The 22,058-nt window shown below is 34.9% G+C and carries 24 protein-coding genes; 8 read left to right on the forward strand and 16 right to left on the reverse strand.

Features of this window, described 5'->3' with window-relative positions; all coding sequences use genetic code 11:
• On the forward strand, window positions 1-935 hold a 935-nt coding region (locus WCV66_RS00005; protein WP_338787527.1), incomplete at its 5' end, for a ribonucleotide-diphosphate reductase subunit beta.
• Window positions 936-1,005: 70 nt separating this feature from the next.
• On the opposite strand, the gene WCV66_RS00010 is transcribed toward WCV66_RS00005, so the two are convergent.
• Window positions 1,006-1,110, reverse strand: coding sequence for a YhdX family protein (locus tag WCV66_RS00010; protein WP_185653977.1), 105 nt, complete (start codon window positions 1,108-1,110; stop codon window positions 1,006-1,008).
• 246 nt (window positions 1,111-1,356) lie between these two features.
• Between WCV66_RS00010 and sda the strand changes: the two genes are divergently transcribed.
• On the forward strand, window positions 1,357-1,521 hold the full coding sequence (sda, locus tag WCV66_RS00015; RefSeq protein WP_338787528.1) for a sporulation histidine kinase inhibitor Sda: 165 nt from the start codon (window positions 1,357-1,359) through the stop codon (window positions 1,519-1,521).
• 88 nt (window positions 1,522-1,609) lie between these two features.
• Here the strand turns inward: sda and WCV66_RS00020 are convergent, their stop codons facing one another.
• Complete coding sequence (locus WCV66_RS00020) at window positions 1,610-2,029, reverse strand: universal stress protein (protein ID WP_338787529.1); 420 nt, start codon at window positions 2,027-2,029, stop codon at window positions 1,610-1,612.
• Window positions 2,030-2,291: 262 nt separating this feature from the next.
• Between WCV66_RS00020 and WCV66_RS00025 the strand changes: the two genes are divergently transcribed.
• Window positions 2,292-3,761 carry a SulP family inorganic anion transporter gene (locus WCV66_RS00025; protein ID WP_338787530.1) on the forward strand — a complete coding sequence of 490 codons (1,470 nt, stop codon included), beginning with the start codon at window positions 2,292-2,294 and terminating at the stop codon, window positions 3,759-3,761.
• 108 nt (window positions 3,762-3,869) lie between these two features.
• Here the strand turns inward: WCV66_RS00025 and WCV66_RS00030 are convergent, their stop codons facing one another.
• The 7 genes from WCV66_RS00030 to WCV66_RS00060 form a co-directional block, all read right to left on the reverse strand.
• Window positions 3,870-4,034: a transcriptional regulator SplA domain-containing protein gene (locus WCV66_RS00030; protein ID WP_157094466.1), complete on the reverse strand. Its 165-nt coding sequence runs from the start codon at window positions 4,032-4,034 to the stop codon at window positions 3,870-3,872.
• Between the two features lie 329 nt (window positions 4,035-4,363).
• The gene (locus tag WCV66_RS00035) at window positions 4,364-5,992 is read right to left on the reverse strand and encodes an MDR family MFS transporter (RefSeq protein ID WP_185653976.1); all 1,629 of its coding nucleotides are present in this window, start codon (window positions 5,990-5,992) and stop codon (window positions 4,364-4,366) included.
• 462 nt (window positions 5,993-6,454) lie between these two features.
• Complete coding sequence (locus tag WCV66_RS00040) at window positions 6,455-7,051, reverse strand: DedA family protein (RefSeq protein WP_338787531.1); 597 nt, start codon at window positions 7,049-7,051, stop codon at window positions 6,455-6,457.
• Between the two features lie 154 nt (window positions 7,052-7,205).
• Window positions 7,206-8,102 (reverse strand): YitT family protein, encoded by an 897-nt coding sequence (locus WCV66_RS00045; protein ID WP_338787532.1) that lies wholly within the window; start codon window positions 8,100-8,102, stop codon window positions 7,206-7,208.
• A gap of 209 nt (window positions 8,103-8,311) precedes the next feature.
• On the reverse strand, window positions 8,312-8,443 hold the full coding sequence (locus WCV66_RS00050; protein ID WP_338787533.1) for a hypothetical protein: 132 nt from the start codon (window positions 8,441-8,443) through the stop codon (window positions 8,312-8,314).
• A 111-nt stretch (window positions 8,444-8,554) separates the two neighbouring features.
• A complete protein-coding gene (locus WCV66_RS00055) occupies window positions 8,555-10,159 on the reverse strand; it encodes a catalase (RefSeq protein ID WP_338787534.1) in 1,605 nt (534 codons plus the stop codon).
• A 156-nt stretch (window positions 10,160-10,315) separates the two neighbouring features.
• Window positions 10,316-11,299 (reverse strand): Gfo/Idh/MocA family oxidoreductase, encoded by a 984-nt coding sequence (locus tag WCV66_RS00060; protein ID WP_338787535.1) that lies wholly within the window; start codon window positions 11,297-11,299, stop codon window positions 10,316-10,318.
• A 214-nt stretch (window positions 11,300-11,513) separates the two neighbouring features.
• Here WCV66_RS00060 and WCV66_RS00065 point away from each other — a divergent pair, with 214 nt between their 5' ends.
• The 5 genes from WCV66_RS00065 (at window position 11,514) to WCV66_RS00085 (ending at window position 15,851) form a co-directional block, all read left to right on the forward strand.
• Window positions 11,514-12,374 (forward strand): Cof-type HAD-IIB family hydrolase, encoded by an 861-nt coding sequence (locus tag WCV66_RS00065; RefSeq protein ID WP_338787536.1) that lies wholly within the window; start codon window positions 11,514-11,516, stop codon window positions 12,372-12,374.
• A 1,279-nt stretch (window positions 12,375-13,653) separates the two neighbouring features.
• Window positions 13,654-13,977 carry a metalloregulator ArsR/SmtB family transcription factor gene (locus tag WCV66_RS00070; protein ID WP_338787537.1) on the forward strand — a complete coding sequence of 108 codons (324 nt, stop codon included), beginning with the start codon at window positions 13,654-13,656 and terminating at the stop codon, window positions 13,975-13,977.
• Between the two features lie 180 nt (window positions 13,978-14,157).
• A complete protein-coding gene (locus tag WCV66_RS00075) occupies window positions 14,158-14,334 on the forward strand; it encodes a hypothetical protein (RefSeq protein WP_338787538.1) in 177 nt (58 codons plus the stop codon).
• A 16-nt stretch (window positions 14,335-14,350) separates the two neighbouring features.
• Window positions 14,351-15,217, forward strand: a complete 867-nt coding sequence (locus WCV66_RS00080; RefSeq protein ID WP_338787539.1) for a permease — start codon at window positions 14,351-14,353, stop codon at window positions 15,215-15,217.
• A gap of 310 nt (window positions 15,218-15,527) precedes the next feature.
• A complete protein-coding gene (locus WCV66_RS00085) occupies window positions 15,528-15,851 on the forward strand; it encodes a YnfA family protein (protein ID WP_338787540.1) in 324 nt (107 codons plus the stop codon).
• A 103-nt stretch (window positions 15,852-15,954) separates the two neighbouring features.
• Here the strand turns inward: WCV66_RS00085 and arsC are convergent, their stop codons facing one another.
• From arsC to WCV66_RS00120, 7 genes are all read right to left on the reverse strand, one after another.
• Window positions 15,955-16,374 carry an arsenate reductase (thioredoxin) gene (gene arsC / locus WCV66_RS00090; RefSeq protein ID WP_338787541.1) on the reverse strand — a complete coding sequence of 140 codons (420 nt, stop codon included), beginning with the start codon at window positions 16,372-16,374 and terminating at the stop codon, window positions 15,955-15,957.
• Window positions 16,375-16,399: 25 nt separating this feature from the next.
• A complete protein-coding gene (locus WCV66_RS00095; protein ID WP_338787542.1) occupies window positions 16,400-17,698 on the reverse strand; it encodes an arsenic transporter in 1,299 nt (432 codons plus the stop codon).
• A 16-nt stretch (window positions 17,699-17,714) separates the two neighbouring features.
• A complete protein-coding gene (locus WCV66_RS00100) occupies window positions 17,715-18,059 on the reverse strand; it encodes a metalloregulator ArsR/SmtB family transcription factor (protein ID WP_338787543.1) in 345 nt (114 codons plus the stop codon).
• Window positions 18,060-18,229: 170 nt separating this feature from the next.
• Window positions 18,230-19,645: a SpoVR family protein gene (locus WCV66_RS00105; RefSeq protein ID WP_185653966.1), complete on the reverse strand. Its 1,416-nt coding sequence runs from the start codon at window positions 19,643-19,645 to the stop codon at window positions 18,230-18,232.
• Between the two features lie 160 nt (window positions 19,646-19,805).
• Window positions 19,806-20,666 carry a PHP domain-containing protein gene (locus tag WCV66_RS00110; RefSeq protein ID WP_338787544.1) on the reverse strand — a complete coding sequence of 287 codons (861 nt, stop codon included), beginning with the start codon at window positions 20,664-20,666 and terminating at the stop codon, window positions 19,806-19,808.
• Between the two features lie 28 nt (window positions 20,667-20,694).
• Complete coding sequence (gene phnL / locus WCV66_RS00115; RefSeq protein WP_066337117.1) at window positions 20,695-21,408, reverse strand: phosphonate C-P lyase system protein PhnL; 714 nt, start codon at window positions 21,406-21,408, stop codon at window positions 20,695-20,697.
• Between the two features lie 24 nt (window positions 21,409-21,432).
• Window positions 21,433-22,041 (reverse strand): DapH/DapD/GlmU-related protein, encoded by a 609-nt coding sequence (locus WCV66_RS00120; RefSeq protein ID WP_066337120.1) that lies wholly within the window; start codon window positions 22,039-22,041, stop codon window positions 21,433-21,435.
• Window positions 22,042-22,058: the final 17 nt, after the last annotated feature.

A 22,058-nucleotide genomic window follows, 5' to 3' on the forward strand; every position in this document is an offset into this window, starting at 1 on the left:
CTTACCCATGGGCATATCCACGCTACAAAAAAATGCTAGCAAACTTCTGGACCCCATTTGAGATCAACATGGCCCAGGATATAAAACAATATCCCAATCTAACAAATGATGAAAAAGATGCATTTTTAAAAATCATTGGGCTTCTTGCTCTTCTAGATAGTATTCAAACTGATTATGCTGGAAAAGTCTCTGACTACATTACAGATTCCAGCGTCAATGCTTTAATGATTATTCTTGCTCAACAAGAGGTTATTCATAATCATTCCTATTCCTATGTACTCTCAAGTCTTGTTCCTAAGCAGATACAAGATGAGGTATTTGAGTATTGGAGAAATGAACCTATACTAAGAAAACGAAATGAATTTGTAACAGATGGGTATCAAGCCTTTTCTGAACAACCAAGCATTGAGAATCTGTTAAAATCAATCGTATATGATGTCATATTAGAAGGACTTTTCTTTTATTCAGGATTTGCATTCTTTTACAACCTTGCACGTAATCAGAAAATGGTTGCAACGAGCACAATGATTAACTATATCAACCGTGATGAACAAATACATGTCGACTTATTTGTTCAAATTTATAAAGAAGTTTTAAATCAATACCCTGACTATGATACAAAAGAACTTGCTACATTTGTAAAAAATACATTTATTAAGGCTGCTGAACTTGAGATTGAATGGGGAAAATTCATTATTGGAAATAAAATGGATGGGATTAATATGCAGGACCTTGAAGATTATATTAAGTTTTATGCAAATGTCCGATGCCATCAACTAGGCTATGACCGCCCTTTTGAGGGGTATCGAACAAACCCTCTAAAATGGATTAAAGCTTACGAAGAAGTAGATCTAGGTAAATCTGATTTCTTCGAACAAAAATCAAGACAATATACGAAAGTAAACCATGTAGATAATGGCTTTGACGATCTTTGATCACCATTTAGGAGACGGAGAGTGACTAATAAGGGTCTACGCCCGTAGTATTATGTCACTCTCCACTTCTTTACTCTTTGTCTTTTTCTTTATCAACTATTAGCTTAGCTTCACTAATTTCTTTATCTGTTTCTACCTTAATACTTTCTTCCACTCGGATTCGACCTTTTCCCATCAGAGTTCCCTCCTCCCGAAAGCTTACCTACATTATAAAAAAATCATTGTATATGTAAACATAACGAAAGTACTAAATTAAAAGAATTTTCTCAACAGTATATTATTTCTGTCTTATAGAATCTTCTATTTTCTACATTTTATTACAAACTTCAGTTTAGATTCTTTTACTTAGTGGTATGTAAAAGGAAAGTGGTTGAAACAACCATAATATTATAAAAAGCATTAAATTAAAGGATGGTTTTCAATGAGATTTACAAACTTGTCAGATGAAACTTTATTAGTAAGTTTTCGTGAAGCTTGCAAATTACAAATAAGCTCTGACTTTATTAGAATGCTAGAAAAAGAGATTAATGAGAGAGGACTTTCTCTTCCGAACGTCTTTTATAAACAGTTAAAGAAGATAGATTAGCTTTTTTATGGTTGACCATAGTTAAGGTGATGAGAGTTTACATCTTACACTCTCTAGGTCAACCATATATAAAAATCCTGAAATTACTTTATTTCACAATCATCACCGGACATTCAACACGTTTCGCAACTTTATGACTTACACTACCTAAAACCATTTCCTGTAAACCATTAAGACCACGACTTCCTACAACAACTAAATCAAAGTGCTGTTTATTTGCATACTTTACAATCTCTGGACCAGGCTCACCCTTAAGCAATTCTACCTTAAAATTCACACATTGTTTTCTTAGTATTTCCTCAGTTGGTCTTAGCTTCCTCAAACGCTTTTCTAGAACTGCTTCCTTGTTTCCTTCTGATAACATATCGCATTTAGATGTTGATCCATCGATTACATAAACGACTGTAATGATTGCATCTGGATTCATTTTTGCTATTTCAGACGCTTTAATGGCTGCACGTAATGCATGCATCGATCCATCTGTTGCTAATAATATGTTTTTGAACATGTTTCCCCTCTCCAAACCCTTTACTAATATTTTACAACAGCAATTGCTTCATTAATATAAACTTCCTTTTACAAATTTCTGCTTAAAACGGCGAATTTTAAAGATATTAAAAGAAAATAGATGATTAATACGCTTACATACGACTAACATAATTTATTATTCGGTGGTATAATCATGACCGTTAATAACGGACCCGACTTTCATGAGAGTTGAAAGTCACATATCTTTTCACACAAATTAATATGAAGAAAGAGGTGTTGTTTTGAACACACAAACATTAAAACAACAGTGGTTTGGGAACATACGCGGAGATATTCTCTCAGGTATTGTTGTTGCATTGGCACTAATTCCTGAGGCAATTGCGTTTTCGATTATCGCCGGTGTCGATCCAATGGTTGGACTGTACGCTTCATTTTGTATCGCTGTCGTAATTGCCTTCGTAGGAGGAAGACCGGGGATGATTTCAGCTGCTACAGGCGCAATGGCATTAGTTATGGTTACTTTAGTAGCTGACCATGGGCTACATTATCTTCTTGCAGCGACAATTTTAACTGGAATAATTCAAATTCTACTTGGCGTTTTAAAAGTGGGAAGGCTTATGAGGTTTATCCCTCGCTCTGTTATGGTGGGCTTTGTAAACTCACTAGCTATCCTAATCTTCAGTGCACAATTACCACACTTTATTGGTGAATCATGGGTAATGTACGCAATGGTAGCTGGCTCACTAGCGATCATTTATATACTACCAAGATTTACGAAAGTCGTTCCTTCACCACTTGTGGCAATCATCGTGATGACAATCTATGCAATTATGTCAGGAGTTTCGGTGCGCACTGTTGGAGATATGGGTGAATTAACGCAAGCTTTACCATTATTTTTAATTCCTCAGATTCCTTTTAACCTTGAAACATTGCAAATTATTCTACCTTATTCAATCGCTTTAGCTTTTGTTGGGTTACTAGAATCACTATTAACTGCACAAATCGTTGATGATATGACAGATACTGAAAGTGATAAAAACAGAGAAGCAAGAGGACAAGGTATTGCTAACATTGTAGCTGGTTTCTTTGGAGGAATGGCTGGCTGTGCGATGATTGGTCAATCTGGTATTAATATTAAATCTGGTGGACGCGGCCGATTATCTACACTTGTTGCCGGTGTTTTTCTAATGGTGCTAATTTTACTACTGAACAACATTTTAGTACAAATCCCGATGGCAGCTTTAGTTGGTGTTATGATCATGGTATCTATTGGTACATTTGATTGGTCTTCCATAAGAAAGCTAAGAGTAATGCCTATAACAGATTCTTCTGTTATGATTGTAACAGTTGTCACTGTTGTACTTACACATGATTTATCAAAGGGTGTATTAGTAGGTGTTTTACTAAGCGCAATCTTCTTTGCCGCTAAAATTTCAAAAGTACATGTCGAATCAAAACTTGATGAACAAAATCACAAAACATACAGTGTAAAAGGGCAATTGTTCTTCGCATCAGTTACAGATTTAGTATCAGGCTTTGACTTCAAAGAAGATATCCAGGAAGTTGTTATTGATTTTAGTCATGCACACTTATGGGATGATTCCGCCGTAGGAGCTATCGATAAAATCGTCCTTAAATTCAAACAAAATGGTACAAATGTTAGTATCTTAGGTCTAAATAAAGACAGTTCAACACTTGTAAAAAAACTTGCTGTTTACGATAAAGCAAATGCTAAAATGGCAAATCATTAATAAACTAATTTGAAAGAGCCTGATCAAGTTGATCAGGCTTATTTTGCTTTTAGGCCTCACAAAACGATTAAAAACACTCAGTTTTAGACCGAACGCTCCTTAGTTAATTTAATCCTTTGAAGAGTTGTCGCCAGATGTTAGGTCATCATTGGACAAAAGATGGTACGATTGCGTCAAGATTAATGCAGACCGATTTTCTTCTTTAGGATGTGGAACAACTTCTGCCTGAGCAAAAACCTCGTTATCATAAAATTCTTCATCTTTAGGGAACATTTTTTCATTCCTTTCTACTTTAGGCAATTACTATCGCTTACATTTTATCCATGTATTTGAGGCTTTATGTAAGAGATAGTATGGCACTTCATTTTTCATTATGGATCGAACCACTTATTATAAGCGGATAGAACCTGTTTAATCATTTATTGAACCATTTTCTTAGATAATTGAACCTCTTTTTCAAATAATTAGTCCATCTATTTCTTAAATTGAACCACAATTCTCATTTATTAAACCAACTGCAATTTATACCTCTCTTTTTATTGCGATTGACAATTTTCCTTGCGTAAACCAAAAAAGTTGAGAGGCATCATCCTCTCAACTTTTTAAACAGGTTGTTTTGTTAATTTTTCTTTCTCATGCTGCTTTCGATGTGTATCGGGAAGGGCATCACTTGAACTTCTTAAAGGTATTTCTTTTAAGAATAAAGTTAAAAAGACCGCTAGGATCATGATAATTGCTGCAGTCATGAACACACCAGATAATGCAAAACTCAATGAGTCCTGAAGCATACTTACAATCTTTTCAAAAAAGACAATCATTTCTTCCGGTAGGCTTTGTTGGATTTCCGCTAACTTCGCATGATCCAATAATAGTTGTGGATTTTGTAGCTCTGCCAGCTTATCTTGCATTTCAGGTGGTACAGCAGCTGCCTGCTTACTGACCTCTGCAAACGATTCAGCCATTTTGTCACTCATTCGCTGATTTAAAACTGTTCCCATTATTGCTACTCCAACTGTTCCTCCAACAGAACGGAATAGCTGTGAAGTTGCAGTTGCCACTCCTAAATAACGCTGATCAACAGCATTTTGCACAGTTAATGTAAAGACAGTCATTCCGACACCAAGACCAAGTCCTACTAATACTAAATAAAAAATCAATAACCACTGAGACGTTCCAGCATTCATTGTTGTAAATAAAAACATTCCAACTGTTGTTACAATTAAACCGATAATTGCTTGTAGCTTATATTTCCCTGTTTTCGTAATAATCTGCCCGCCAACGCCACTTGCAAAAACTAAACCTAATGTCATGGTCATTGTAATAAAACTTGAATGAGTTGCTGAAAATCCTAATACTCCTTGAACAAAATAAGGAATATACATAACACCACCAAACATCGCAACGCCAATTGCAAAACCGATAATATTTGAAATCGTAAAAATACTATTTTTAAACAAATAAAGCGGGAGAATTGGACTCTTTGCTTTTCTTTCTACTAAAATAAACAAAATCAATGAAAAAATAGCACTAGCAAATAAACTAATAATTTGCGTAGAATTCCAATCATATTTTGTACCAGCCCATGAAAATGCTAATAATGCAGGAACAATAGTAGTAGTTAAGAAAATCGACCCTAAATAATCGACAGACTCTCCTTCTTTCTTCTCCGCTTTAGGGAAAAGCTTCCATATTAGAATAGCAGCTACAATTCCTAAAGGTAAGAACACCCAAAATACCCATTTCCATTCTAAGTTATCAACAATATATCCACCAAGAGTTGGACCAAATACACTCGAAATTCCAAATACAGCCCCCATCGCTCCTTGCCAACGGCCACGTTCACGCGGTGCAAAAAGATCGCCAACAGCTGTAAAGGCTGTGGACATAATCATTCCTGCGCCAAATCCTTGAATACCTCGATAAGTAATGAGCTGAATAATATCCTTTGACAAGCCAGATAAAAAGGCACCAACCATAAAAATAAAGATCCCGATTAATATAAATGGCTTACGTCCATATATATCTGATAATTTACCAACTAAAATCGTTGTAATAGCTGATGTTAACATATAGATTGTAAAAACCCAGCTATAGTAATCTAGTCCTCCGAGGTCTGCAACGATCTTAGGGAGAGCATTCCCTACAATTGTTTGGTTAACCGCAGCAAAAAACATTGCGCCAATAATCGCAATCATAATTGTAATTTTTTCTTTCTGACTTAAATGCTCCAATATTCGTTCCCCCTTATTCTTTATTTATTCCTCATAATGTTAACTAAATGAAGTATTAATCGATTTAAAAAGTGGAGATCATCTGAATGATTCCCACTTTCGACAGAGCTTTTACCTATTCATTTGTAGGGTTTAAACTCTTATTAATTCTTCATACAACAAATACTTAACTTGAATAATATTTCACATACAAAAATAATAGCAATACTGATTATATTCTGATTCCCTCTAAAATGCAATAAGATATATTTACATTTGAGAAAAGCAAAAGCGCCTTGATCAGCCTCGGGCAATAAGATGATTTAGAATAGAAGGCGTTCTTTGCCTTCAATTCTAAATTAGCTAGACCCTAGAGAGGCTAGGGGCTGGAGCTGGACACCAAAACTAAGTACAAAATTTTTACTTTCTTAACTGTCAAAAAAGGCTTACCATAACGTAAGCCTTACATAAAATGTGCTATCATTAATTTGTCCGTGGAGCTTTAAACTTTTTCACTAAATAGTAAACTACAGCCATTAATAGTGCAAAGCTTATAATTGGTATGAGGTAAGGACGAGCAACCTCTTTTATATACATCCAATTACTCCCTAGCTCAATTCCTAAATATAAAAAGAAAAGTGTCCATGGGATCATCGCTGCAACAGTATATAAAGTGAATTTCCATATTGACATTTTTGCGATCCCAGCAGGTATACTAATTGCATGTCTTACTACTGGGATAAACCTTGCTCCGAATATAACACCAGAACCATACTTTTCAAACCAGGTCTCTGCTAAATCTAAATGGTGCTTTTTTAAAAGCAGCAATTTGCCATACTTCTCAAGAAAGGGCCTACCCCCGTAGCTACCGATCCAATATAAGATTAATTGAGCAATTGTTCCGCCAATTACACCTGCAGCAAATGCTCCTATAAAACCAACCCTTCCAAGCACAATTAAGTACCCACCATATCCAAGAACGATTTCACTCGGAATGACCTCAAGCATTAGCCCTAGTGCTATACCTACATATCCAAGACCTGTTAGCCATTCTAATATGTTCATAATCGCTTGCTCCATTTGTTCACACCCTTACCTTTTTAAAGTCCATGCATATCTTGTCCTTATAAAAGGTATGAAGAAGTATAAGAAATTAGCCCAAAAATGGACCAAATTATGTTATGTAACCTAAAAAAACTCTGTAGGATACGTTCTCCACAGAGCTGCAACATCATTAATGAATATCCTTTTTCTTAAACCTTCCGCCTCTCACCTCTGCAATATTTGCAACTGCTAAAAACGCAGAAGGATCTAAGTCTTCAACTATAGATTTTAATTTCGCTTCCTCTAGTCGAGTAATGACACAGAAAATAACCTTCTTATCATCTCCTGTATACGCGCCTTCTCCATTAAGGTATGTTACTCCACGGCCTAATCGAGCTAAAATAGCGTCTCCAATCTCACGATATTGCTCACTAATTATCCATGCAGATTTTGATTCATCAAGTCCTTCTAGAACAATATCAATTGTTTTAAATGCTACAAAATAGGCGATTAACGAATACATTGCTCTGTTCCAGCCAAAGACAAAGCCCGCGCTTCCTAAAATAAAAATATTAAAAAACATAATGATTTCACCAACAGAAAAAGGTAACTTCTTATTCGCAAGGATTGCTAAAATTTCAGTTCCATCTAACGATCCTCCATAACGAATAACTATTCCTACACCGACTCCAAGAATAATCCCGCCAAAAACAGTTGCTAGAAGAATATCTTCAGTGAATGCTGGAACTGGGTGAAATAATGCTGTCGCTATTGATAACACGGTAATTCCAAACAAAGTCGATAAAGCAAATGTCTTTCCAATTTGTTTATAACCAATGAAGAAAAATGGAATATTTAATAGGAATATAAACAAACCAAGACTCATTCCTAGTAGATGGGATAAGATAATTGATATTCCAACAATTCCCCCATCAATAACCTTATTTGGGACTAAAAAAATCTCTAAACCAACTGCCATTAAGACAGCACCAATAAAAATGAAAAAAGCTCTTTTAAATATTTTCGCTTTCGTTAAACCCTGATGTTTTTTTATTTCCTTTTGTACTACCATCGGAATTTCTGTCATAAATGTCCCCCTTTTATTCAAATTTTCTTTCTATCTATTAAGGAGAAAATATCTACTTATTTAAAGTATTATTACTCTATTATAACGTAACCATAGTGAATAGTGGACTAAAACGCTTAAAGCAAAGCAAACTGAGAATTTGATTCCACAAAAAACTTGGATTTGTTCATTTTCGAACAAACCCAAGTTTTTGCTGTTTTTTAAACACACTATTTTCTTGACCTTTTCTCGTTATGGTTTTTTTCAGCTAAATCATTTCCAAAGTCCTTGTCTGTATTGATTGCGTCACTTGCCTTTTTCATTTTCTTTTGTTGATTTTTGTGACTATCTCTTTCAGCCATATTAATTAGCCCCTTTATAGTTTAGTTTATTGACTAGCATTAAAAAATAGTATGGCCATATTTTTAAAAAATCATTATGTTTAGGCCTTATAATTTTGAAGTGGTCCTCCCTTAATAAGGATCTGCATCGTGACCCTTATCCACAGCTGTTTTAGTTGCTTGATTCCCGTTTTTGTTTCCAAGAGGTTTTTGACTTGATCCTTCCTTAGAAGCGTGAGCCAAACCTTCTCTTAATAGGCGACCGTACTCTTCATCAGCTTCTTCAGCGAGAGCAACCATTTTATCTTGAATTCTTTGGTCACATTTAGAAAGATCTCCTACTAGGTTTGAAATGAGTTCATCTTTTTCCCATTGCTCAAATCTACGATATGTTTCACCCGCTTGTTTTGTATTACTTTGGCGATCAATTGACTCACGGACTAGGTTCCCTTCGACTTTCGGAGTATGCTCTTTTCCATATTGTTTAGCTTCCTTTAATCCACCCAATATTGATGGCTCATAGTTAATATGAGGGTTTTGGTTAGGTGCGCGGTCTACTTTGTATTGCATTTGTCCCCCGCTTTGATTAGTCGTTACTCGTTTTTTAGGAGCATTAATTGGCAGCTGTAAGTAATTTGAACCTACTCGATAACGTTGAGTATCAGAATAAGAGAACGTTCGACCTTGAAGCATTTTATCATCAGAGAAATCAAGCCCATCAACAAGAACCCCTGTACCAAATGCAGCTTGTTCGACCTCTGTAAAATAATCTTCAGGGTTTCTATCTAACACCATTTTCCCTACTGGTAGCCAAGGAAACTGATCTTCCGGCCAGAGTTTTGTATCATCAAGAGGATCGAAATCCAATTCAGGATGCTCATCATCGCTCATAACTTGGACAAGCAACTCCCATTCAGGATAGTCGCCACGCTCAATTGCTTCATATAAATCCTGGGTAGCATGGTTAAAGTTTTTTGCTTGAATTTCCCCAGCTTCCTTTTGTGTTAAGTTTTTAATCCCTTGCTTTGGTTCCCAGTGATATTTTACAAGAACCCCTTCACCTTCATTATTTACCCATTTATATGTATTAACGCCAGACCCCTGCATCATACGATAGTTAGCTGGAATTCCCCATGGTGAATAGACAAAAGTGACCATATGGAATGTTTCGGGAGAGTTACAGCAAAAGTCAAAAAACCTTTCACTATCTTGAATATTCGTAACCGGATCTGGTTTAAAGGCATGAATCATATCAGGGAATTTTATCGCATCGCGGATAAAGAAAATTTTCAAGTTATTCCCAACTAAATCCCAGTTTCCATCTTCAGTATAAAATTTAACAGCAAACCCACGAGGATCACGGAGCGTTTCTGGAGAATGCCCCCCATGGATAACAGATGAAAAGCGGACAAAAACAGGAGTCCTTTTTCCCTTTTCTTGAAATAATTTGGCACGGGTATATTTCGAAACATGCTCGTTTCCTGCTGTTCCATAAGCTTCGAAATAACCATGCGCACCAGCACCACGTGCATGAACAACACGTTCAGGAACACGTTCTCTATCAAAGTGGCTTATTTTTTCAATAAAATCGTAATTTTCCAACGTTGCAGGACCGCGATTTCCGACAGTTCGTATATTTTGATTATTTGTTACAGGATGCCCCTGCCTATTTGTTAGGGTATCTTCGTTTTCTTCATTCGTATTTTGATTTGCTTGATTTGATTGATCCATTATCATCCTCGACCTCCTCAGTATGTAAGTAAACATTGGGATTTTATGGTTTATTATATTTTCATATTTACTTTCTCCCCTTTTCAGTAAAATATTCCAGTAATTAAAAAGGGGACAGTCCCCCACTGCTTTAAAGCAGTGAGGGACTGTCCCCAAAAAATATTACTTATCCGCTGGAAAAACCAACCCAATTTGTTTTCTAGTATCCTCTAATATTTTTGCTGTTATTAAGGAATTTTGGTGTGAATTCATTTCTGATTGCTGCTTTTTATGAGTAATTAATTCAACGAATTCTTTTGCCTCATAATACATGCTGTCTAAGTCTTGAGTTCTTGTTATGTCTTCAACCGTTCCATCTTTATACTGAATTTTCACACTTTGAGGTGTATTCATTTGATCGATGATGATGCTACCATTCTCACCTTGTATTTCAGAAGGCACATATGAGTTTGTAATCTTAGAATACATAATAACTGCATCCATCTCCTCATACGTTAGCAGGATACTCCCCTCACCATCAACACCCGACTCAAGCATATAACTTGAAGCCTGAATTTGCTTTGGCTCACCAAATAATGTTACAGCAGGGTACACACAATAAATCCCAATATCCATTAATGCACCATTGGAAAATTCTGGATTGAATGCATTTAAAACGATACCTTCTTTATATTTATCATAGCGAGAAGAGTATTGACAATAGCTAGCAAAATAGCGACGAATCTTGCCAATTTTATGTAGATTTTCTTTTATTGCTAAAAAGTTTGGTAGTAAAGTTGTTTTAAGAGCTTCCATTAAGACAACAGAATTTTCATTAGCAACCTTAATCATTTCACTAATTTCCTTCGTATTGGAGGCCATTGGCTTTTCACAAATCACATGCTTCCCATTTTTCATGCATAATATTGCTTGAGAAGCATGAAGTGAATTTGGGCTAGCAATATATACTGCTTCAAATTGGTTGCTACTAGCAAATTGTTCTAAATCAGTATATGTATGTTCAATATCATATTTGCCGGCAAACTCCTCCGCCTTTTCACTTGTTCTAGAATAAACAGCTGTGAGTGAAAAGCCCTCAACTTTACTAGCAGCTTGAATAAAGCTTTCTGTAATCCAGTTAGTTCCGATAATACCGAATCGAACCATGTTTTATCCCTCCATATATACTTTATTTCTATTGGACAGTATATCTTTTTTTTGAATAAAGAAAAAGGGAAGTATTATCTTTTTGTAAATTTATTATTATTTCAATCCTTTTTATAATTAAATAACTGAAAATATGTCATAATAGATAATTGAGTTAACATGTACATCATTTACATATATATTGAATCGAAAAGTAGCAAAGGAGACAATTAGTATGAAAAAATTAATTGCAATTGACTTAGATGGAACATTGTTATCATCTAACATTGAAATTTCTGAGGAAAACGTTCAAGCTATTCAAAAGGCTCAAGAAGCAGGTCATGTTGTCATGATTTGTTCTGGCCGTGCACCAGAGGATATAAAAACAGTTATCGCTCAAACTCCACTTAAATGTCCTGTTGCGGGAAGCAATGGTACAATGGTGCTTGCAGACAATAAGTTATTAAGCCAAATTTCTATAGATAAAAATAACGTAAAAAGTGTTGCTAATATTCTTAATGAAAAAAAATACCCATTCAAAATTTATTCAAGTCAAGGTATATTTGTTGCTTCAACCTGGACTGAGCGCATGCTTGCATTCTTAGAACAAAATCAAGAAGTAAGTAAAGGCTTAACACCAAAGGAATATAAATTTATGACTGAACAACCCAAAGAAACAGATTCTATTAAAATATTCGATCACATTGACGACGTTTTAAATAAAGAGAATATAGCTATTCAAAAATTCTTTATCCCAACCATTTCTGGAAAAACTGAACTCATTTCCACACTAAAAGAAATTGATGGTATTTCAATTACAACTTCAGGTCCATTCAATATCGAAATTATGGACACAAATGGACATAAAGGCAATGGTATCAAAGTAATGGCTGAGTACTTTAATATTCCTATCGAAAACACGGTCGCAATCGGTGATAACTTCAATGATGTTCCAATGCTAGAAGTAGCTGGTCTTTCAGTTGCGATGGGAAATGCTGATCCGTCTGTAAAAGACATTGCTGATGTTGTAACCTTAACAAACAATGAACATGGTGTTGCTCACGCTATAGAAAAGTATGTATTAACAAATAACTAAACTATAACGAAACAAGAACTCTTCTTCCTCAAAACGAAGTAGGGTCTATAGTGAAATTTGAAGCTAATTTTGGTCGCTTATATTTTTTCTTATATCCAACACATTCCCTTCATACTAAAAGCTAACAAGTTCAACTAAGACTTTGTTAGCTTTTTTAACTTCTAATTTAAACACTTTCACTAAAGAAATAACATTTACACGTTGTCTATTACCTTTTCTGAGTCACCGGCGTCCAGATTATAAATCATATTAAATAGTCGATTGGAAAGAAAAAACATAAAGAGATGGATTGGAAATAGTAGGTATACGGTTTGTTTGTTTTTGAAAACATTAAATCGATATAAAAGATAATCCAATATTGTAATAAAGAAAATTCTGAGGAGCTGAGAATATTTAAATCTAATTTTATATGTTATCAATAATATTGCCGATATCATTAAAGAGTAACACGGAATAATAATAAAGTGCTCTTTCCAAGTATGAACCATTCCTAGGCCTAATTTAAACCTCCTACTGAAAACTGAAAGTATAAATAGAACATTCACACTAATAGAAGTAAAAGATAAATATGAGGTGATACCCTGTGCAATCGGGTTTTTCCCTTTTAATAGCCGATGCCAAATGTCACTCACATTAAAAAATAGGAGCAAAAAAAAGAAAGTATAGAAAGTTTCCCACCATCTTTTCCTAAAGATCTTCCAATGAATAAATAACCGCTCTATTAGGCTGAAATAAATGGTAAATAAAAGCTTCCACTTCCAGCCCAAACGAAAAGCTGTAATTGTCGTACCTATGATTGGTATATATATTGCCTGTGAAAATACGGCACCTAAAATATTATCCAATTCTCGATTCTTTAAGATATTGGGCTTGTATGTATATCCCTGGAATAAATTAAGGACAAAATATTCAAAGAGATAGGCAAATCCAATGTTTGACAATAATAATTTACGGTAGATTTTGTCTCTTTTTTTATAAAAAGTAAAGGCTAAAATAAGCGCATGGACGATTAATAGCACAACAAATGGTACTGATTTATTTTTTATCTTTCTCTTCAATCTCATTTTCGCAATCCTACTCCTATTAACTAGATAGTATTTATCTTTCGTATTTCTGTAATAATTATGCAGGATGCCTTTAACCCAAATGAAGACAAATTGTGCGGTCAAAACCTCTCAATTCATTAAATCAATTTTTTTTGATTTAATGAATTGACAAATGAAAATATTGGAGATATAGTTAAATCATCAAAAAAAATTGATTAAGAAAAGGTGTTTTCATGAATCAAAATATTAACCAACAGGATGTGTCATTAGAAAATGTTTTTGAGACATATGAAGTCAAGTTTAAAGCAATTGCAGATAAAAAAAGACTACAAATTATGAATCTCCTAACACAAAAAGGGGAAATAAACGTTAATGATTTAGCTCCAATGGTAAACATGACACAATCAAAGTTATCGTACCATTTAAAAATACTCTTAGATGCAAACCTTATCATAAGAGAAACAAGAGGTACATGGAATTATTACAAACTTAATCTAGATGAAGTTAACCACTTATTGTCTGCAGAACTCTGTTGTTTATTTAGACCTACTTGCTGAAAGAACAAGACTGATCGACTTTTGCGGTCAGTTATTCCTAATCTTTACTTCTTTTATCACCTAATGCCTTAGACTTCCGAGAACCTTTCTGTCAGGTTAATGTTGAGTAAAATTTTTTAGAGATAACATCAATTTTTTTTGATTAATATATCAAAATTATTTGTTTTAGGAGGAGAAGTAATGTTTAATGATTATGAATTCTATATGCTTTCAAAATTAAAACAAGCAGAAATGGTGATATTTGCTAACGAAAGTAAATTATTATCCTCAATAAAGGACAAGAAAAACACTTTAAACGCTCATGTAAAAACTAAACATAATAATTCAACAATTTGCTGTGAAACAGCTTGTTGCTAAAAGAAGGTGAATAAAGATGTGGATCGAGCTAGTTAATAACTTTATTTATATTGCATTAGAATTAACAGTTTTATTTGTCGCCATTTCCTTTCTCATTAGTCTTTTACAGGGATATATTCCTTACGAAAAAATCGAGAAAAAGTTGGCAGGTAAAAATAGATTTTTAGCTGCACTAGCAGCGATTGTATTTGCCTTTATTACACCCTTTTGTTCATGTTCCACTATACCGGTAGTTGTAAATATGCTGAAAAAGAAGATGCCTTTTGGGATTGTGATGATCTTTTTATTTGCATCGCCAGTATTAGACCCCACGATTCTAACAATTATGGGTGTTATGCTAGGCTGGAAAGTAACGATTATATACACAGTTGTTACAAGCATTTTTTCAATCGTGATTGGATTTACTCTAGAAGCATTTGGATTCGAAAAATATGTAAAAACTGTAGTCATGACTGGATATGAAGAAAACAACAAAAAGTTTAATTTTAAACTAGCCTTTAAAGAAACAATGGACCTAATGAAAAGCGTTTATCCTTATTTAATTATTGGTGCAGCAATTGGAGCGATCATTCATGGATTAGTTCCAACTGAATGGATTTCAACTGTTTTCGATGAGGGTCATTGGTGGTTAATTCCGATTGCAGCAATCATCGGAATTCCGTTATATATTCGACTTTCAAGTATGATTCCTATCTCGCAAATTCTTATTATGAAAGGGATGGCGTTAGGTCCTGTAATGGCCATGATGATTAGCTCCGCAGGTGCTAGTTTACCAGAAGTCATTTTATTGAAATCAATCTTTAAAAAAGAATTAGTTGTTACCTTTGTATTATCGGTGATAACAATGTCCACGATTTCAGGTTTTATTTTTTATCTAATTTAAAGATATGGAGATGATCTTATGTTAAGTTTTTTTAGAAAGGGTTTTAAAAAGGATTCAAATTGTTGTAACATTCAAATCGAAGAGGTAAAAAAAGAAGCGTCTAGTGTAAATGAGGACAAAAAGAAAGTGTGCTGTTCGACAGAGGGGAAAAATTAGTCCTAAAAATTTACTGATTAATAACTTAGAAAGGTCTTCTTAAAAAGGGACCTTTTAGTGTATTTAAAGGATGCCGCAATTGGCAATTAGTATGTAAAAGCAAACTTTACGTGTAACTATTTATTTAGTGAAAGAGAATGGTAGGTGTAGATGGGTGATTATTATTGCATTATTTCTTTTAGCAGGAATAGCGGAAATTGGTGGGGGTTATCTAATTTGGTTGTGGTTACGTGATGGGAAACATGTTTTTTATGGAATAGCTGGTGGTGTGGCTTTAGCATTATACGGAGTGATAGCCACCTTTCAATCATTTCCATCATTCGGAAGGGTCTATGCTGCGTATGGTGGAGTTTTTATTGTTCTTTCTGTACTTTGGGGATGGGGAGTGGATAAGAAAACACCTGATACATACGATTGGATTGGAGCAGTAATTTGTTTAATAGGAGTCTCAGTAATGCTCTTACCGTCAAGGCAATAACAAAAGCGCACGCGCGCCCTTGATCAGGGACATAAAAAGAGCACTCCAAAAGAGATAAAGTGCTCTTTTTTATGTCACTTTACGGTAACTCCCGCTTTTTCTGTTATTCTCCAGTTTTTGCGAAACGTTCAATTCTTTCTCCAACTTCATCACGAACACGTTGGAAGAACGCCCATTTTTCTTCTTCTGTTCCTTCAGCTTTAGCAGGATCATCAAAGCCCCAATGAACACGTTTGATGTGTGGAGGAGTAACTGGGCAATTATCTGCTGCATGACCACAAAGTGTAACGACTAAATCAGCATTATTTAAAATTTCTGGATCAATTACATCCGATGTTTGATTCGAAATATCGATTTCTACTTCGTTCATTGCTTTCACCGCATTTGGGTTTAGTCCATGAGCTTCAAGTCCTGCACTTTTCACTTCCCACTCATCACCTAAATGTTTTTTCGCCCAACCTTCTGCCATTTGGCTTCTACAAGAGTTTCCAGTACATAAGAAATAGATTGTTTTTTTAGACATGTTAATTGCTCCTTTTTAAATAAGATTAATGGATGATAAGTAACCAAATATATAGACCAACAAGTGTAATAAACAATGTCGGGATGGTTAAGATAATTCCAGTTTTAAAGTAAGTACCCCAAGAGATTTTCACATCTTTTAATGATAGAACATGTAGCCATAATAAAGTGGCAAGTGAACCTATCGGTGTAATTTTCGGTCCTAAATCAGAACCGATCACATTTGCATAAATAAGAGCTTCTCTAATGACACCACTTGTATTTGTATCAGAGATCGCAAGTGCATCAATCATAACTGTTGGCATGTTATTCATAACAGATGATAAGATAGCAGCGATAAAGCCCATTCCTACTGTTGCAGCAAATAAACCTTGATCAGCTGTCACTTGGATTAAATCTGCTAAAACATTTGTTAATCCAACGTTTCGTAAACTGTAAACAACGACATACATTCCGATTGAGAAAAACACAATTGCCCAAGGTGCCCCTTTTATGACAGTCCTTGTGTTTACAGCAGGACTTCTTTTTGCCATATAGAGAAAGAAAATAGCAACTATACCTGCAATAATCGATACAGGAATTCCGATGAATTCACTTGCAAAATATCCAACAAGTAAAATGCCCAAAACAATCCAAGACAATTTGAACATCTTTTCATCACGAATAGCTTCAACAGGTTTTTTTAATTGAGATATATCGTAATTACTAGGAATGCTCTTTCGGAAAAAGAGAAATAAAACCAAGATACTTGCACCTAAAGAGAATAGATTTGGAATAATCATCCTAGATGCAAACTCAACAAAGCCAATGCCAAAAAAGTCAGCTGATACGATGTTAACTAAGTTACTTACCACTAATGGAAGTGATGTTGTATCGGCAATAAATCCACTTGCTATAATAAATGGAAAGACCATTTTTTCGCTAAAGTTTAAATTACGTACCATTGCAAGTACAATTGGTGTAAGAATTAATGCTGCACCATCGTTCGCAAAGAATGCCGCAACAATTGCTCCTAAGATACTTACATAAACGAACATTTTAATACCGTTTCCTTTAGCAGCTCTAGCCATGTGTAAAGCTGACCATTCGAAAAATCCAATTTCATCTAATATGAGAGAAATAATGATAATTGCAATAAATGCTAACGTGGCGTTCCATACAATTGATGTCACATCAATAACATCTTTAAAATCAACCACACCTACAATAAGAGCTAAAATGGCACCACCACATGCAGACCAACCGATGGAAAGTCCTTTAGGTTGCCAAATAACTAGTGTAAGTGTAAGTAAAAAGATGACTGATGCTAAAATGATTGATGTCATTTGTTAAATCCTCCATTTATTCACACGAGATTCGTAATCCTTGCTCCTCTAATTCTTTTATTCGATAATCTTGGTTAGGAAGGTATTCAAGTAAATTTTGAACTAGTGAATAGTAATCACTATTTTTATTTAACGAGTAGATGATCCACTGCCCTCTTCTCGTTTCTTTCACAATCCCTGCATCTTTTAGTTTACGAAGATGTTGACTAATTGCCGGCTGACTTGCTTTAAAGATTTCAACAAACTCACAAACACAACAATCATTTGAATCTAACATTTTCACCATTGTTAGTCTTGTTTTATCACCTAAAAGCTTTAGAATTGTTGCAGCCTTTTCTATTTCAATCGTAGTTTCTAGCATTTCATACACCTCCAATGATTATCCGTATATTACTATATAATAATTCACTTATATATTCAATAGAAAAGATGTGTTTTTATTATTAGAAGCATCTTCTTAATTTATGCAGATAGACTGCTATAATTTTATACCATTAAAAAAGCCACTGAAATCTCAGTGACTCTCTCCACTTATAGATATTTTCTAGAAATACTTTTACCATCATACGTAAACAACACTGGCTTATCCTCTAGTACACTTTCCATATGAACTGGTCGCCCCCATAGCTGATACACATAAGGTAGAACCTTCTCCAAATACTTAAGATCCAACTCAATATCTTCAAACCAATGTTTTAAATAAAGCTCATTATTTTTCAAGTAGTCTCCATCATTTACAGTAATGTATGGAAATCCACCATTGACACGCATACTTACGAGCTGGTCTCGGACCGCTTCCCACTCTTTATCAACAATTTTATAATCACGCCCCTGTTTCTGGAACAAATACATATCTTCTCGCATGACAAGGTCCTTCGTTAAATAATTACGAATAAACGATATATCTGATTCAACTTCACGTACTTCAAACATTTTGTCTCGACCAGATCCTGGTGTTGCCCCAAACATTTTCATCTCTTCTGTTGGGTTGTTGTAGCGCTCCTCAATATCTTCAAAGATTTTTAATCCTAAATAGTAAGGATTAATACTAGTTTTAGATGGCTGAACAACACCTGCGTTTAATTTTGCAAATTCGATTGATTCATCAGATGTTAAATCAAGCTCACGGATGATCCGTTGATGCCAATACGAAGCCCAGCCCTCGTTCATGATTTTTGTTTCTAGCTGTGGCCAAAAATACAGCATTTCTTCACGCATCATCGTTAATATATCACGCTGCCAATCCTCTAGCTCACGACTATATTCCTCGATAAATAAGAGAATATCTTTTTCTGGAGATGGTGGAAGTTTACGTTTTTTCTTTTTAATTGAACGATTTAGATCTTGTTTTTGATCAAGCTTCCAAAGGTCATCATAAGGTGTGATTGTTTTCATCTCTTCTTCTTCGATATCAATATCATCAATTGTCCATGCAAGTTTCGGACGTACTAGTGAGGGATCAATATGCTCTTGAATAGAAAGAACAGCATCCAAAAATGTTTCTACTTCATGTCTTCCATACTCAATCTCATAATTTTTAATTCGTTCTGCTGTTGCTGCCATGCTTTCAACCATTTCTCGTTTTGTATTACTAAAACGAGCGTTATTTTTAAAGAAATCACAATGCGCTAATACATGGGCGACAATTAATTTATTTTGGATCAGGGAGTTTGTGTCTAATAAGAAGGCATAACAAGGATCAGAATTAATGACTAGCTCATAAATTTTACTTAATCCAAGATCATATTGGAGCTTCATTTTATGAAATTGTTTACCAAAGCTCCAGTGTGAGAACCTTGTTGGCATACCATATGCGCCAAATGTATAAATAATATTAGCAGGACAGATTTCATACCTCATTGGGTAAAAGTCTAGCCCAAATCCTTTTGCAATCTCAGTTATTTCACCAATTGCATATTCAAGGGCCTTTTGATCAGCATCTTTCATGGTCTCCCCCCTAAGCTATTCTTAACATAGTGTATGAGCGGTATTAGCGAAACATGAGGTTGTATTTTTTATATAAAAAAGTTTTTATCTTAAAAAATGAAAAATAACAAAATGAAAACCCTCCAACATGCATCTAAATCAACATGGGAGGGTCTCGTTATTATTTCATTTGCAGAACTTTTTTTCGTTCAAGCAATTGATTGAAATGCTCATAGCCAATACTTTTAGATCCAATGTAGTTATTTGCAGATTCTCCATAAAATCCATGAAAATCAGATCCGCCTGTTTGAATAAGATTCAATTTCTCAGCAATAGTTCTTGCTTTAATTTCATCTTTATTATCGTGCAATGGATGTAATACTTCTATTCCTTCAAGGCCTGCACGGGCCCACTCATCGACAGCTGAAAAATTATCAAATTGTCCAGGATGGGCTAGGACCGGGATTCCTCCCGCTTCTTTAATCACGCGAATGGCATCTAATACGTCAATGTAATCAATTGAAACAAAGGCTAACCCTTTTTCCTGTAAAGTTTCCCCTCTTTTAAATAGCTTTTGATATAGATCACCATAGATTTTGTCCGTATAGCCTTTGTTTAATAATGCATGCATAATATGTTGTTTATACACCCCAGTTCCATCCTCGCATAGGGCATTAACCTCTTCCCATGTAATATCATATCCAGCATTTTTAATCAGTTTCACCATTTGCCATGATGCCTCATGCCTTTTGGCTACTAATGGTCCGCACAATTCAGCTATCGATGGATGGTTAGGAGTAATATACAAACCTAATATATGTGCACGTCTGTTTCGCTCGTAATCATAAGCAGAAATCTCGATTCCGGGAATTATTTCTACGCCTAAGGTTTGTCCAATTTGGATGGCTTGAAGAAGACCTTTTGTTGTATCGTGATCTGTAATGGCTAAATGCTTAACACCTTTGTCTTTAGCAAGCCCAATGACTTCCTCAATTGAAAAAGAATTGTCCGATATATTTGTATGACAATGTAAATCGATCATATGTAGATCAGCTCCATTAGAAAAATTTTCAAACAACCATTTTTTTGTTCAAGACACCATTTTCCAGATGGTAATGTGAGTCTACAACCGATTCCATAAATTCAAGATCATGAAAGATACCAATCATACTCGTTCCTGACTGTTTGAGCTGTTCAATCATTTCTTTTACTGATCGTTTTGATGCCTCATCTAATGAAGCAGTTGGTTCATCAAGCAACAATAACTTGGGTTTTTTCACCATTGCTTGAGCTAAATTTAACCGAAGCTTTTCTCCACCACTGAATGTCTTTGGAAATGAATCCCACAATGATTCTGGTAAACGAAAATGAGCCAACATATTTTTTGCCTTTTCTTCTGCTTCATATGCACTAACTCCCATTTCTAAAATGGCGTCCATGACAACTTCTAAAGCAGTCACTCTCGGCATCACATTAAGGAATTGAGAAACATATCCTATTTCCTTTTTACGTAATGCGATCATTTCACGCTCGGTAGCTGTGACAAGATCAATTGACCCATATTGATCAGAGTGAAAAATGAGTTTTCCTCCTGTCGGTAAATATGTACGGTAAATTGTTTTTAATATTGTTGATTTTCCTGCACCGCTTTTTCCTGTAATTCCGATAAATTCGCCCTCATTCAAATCAAAACTAATATTCTTACAGCCTACTACATGTTCCCCATGTAAATAATGCATAATGAATGTCTTTTCTAATTCCTTCATACTTAGCAGCTCTGCCATTTATTTCCCTCCTTTTTAACTACTTTACGAATATTTCAAAATGAAATTCTCTATATTATTGAGATCACTAAATCGTTCTTCAATCAGTCTTCTATCCCAATTCCACCATTCTATTCTCATAAGCTTGTCTGCTACTTCCTCTGAAAACCGCCTTTTAATTGGCTTTGCAGGCACACCAACAGCAATGGTATAAGCAGGGACATCTTTTGTGACAACTGATCCTGCACCAATTACAGCGCCTGTTCCAATCGTGACTCCTGGCATAATAATCGCTCCATGACCAATCCATACATCATGTCCCACATTAACATGATGTTCTCTTCGCCAGTCAAAAAAATCAGTATCGTCATGATCTGCCAGATCATATTGAGTTAATCGATAAGTAAGATGATGTTGTGTTACTCTCCACATTGGATGATTCACTGGATTTATTCGAACATGAGAAGCAATTGAACAAAACTTTCCAATAGATGAATATATAATCTCTGCATCTCCTGCAGTGTAACTATAATCTCCAAAATATGATTCTTCTATTTTGGTATTTGGACCAATTTCAGTCCACTCTCCTATGAAACTATTTTCTACTTGTGCACTGGGATGGATTGTTGGTTTTACCCCTAATTGCTTTATCATATGACATAATCTCCTTC

Source organism: Metabacillus rhizosphaerae, from assembly GCF_037201795.1.
In the GTDB taxonomy this organism is placed as follows: Bacteria; Bacillota; Bacilli; order Bacillales; family Bacillaceae; genus Metabacillus; species Metabacillus rhizosphaerae.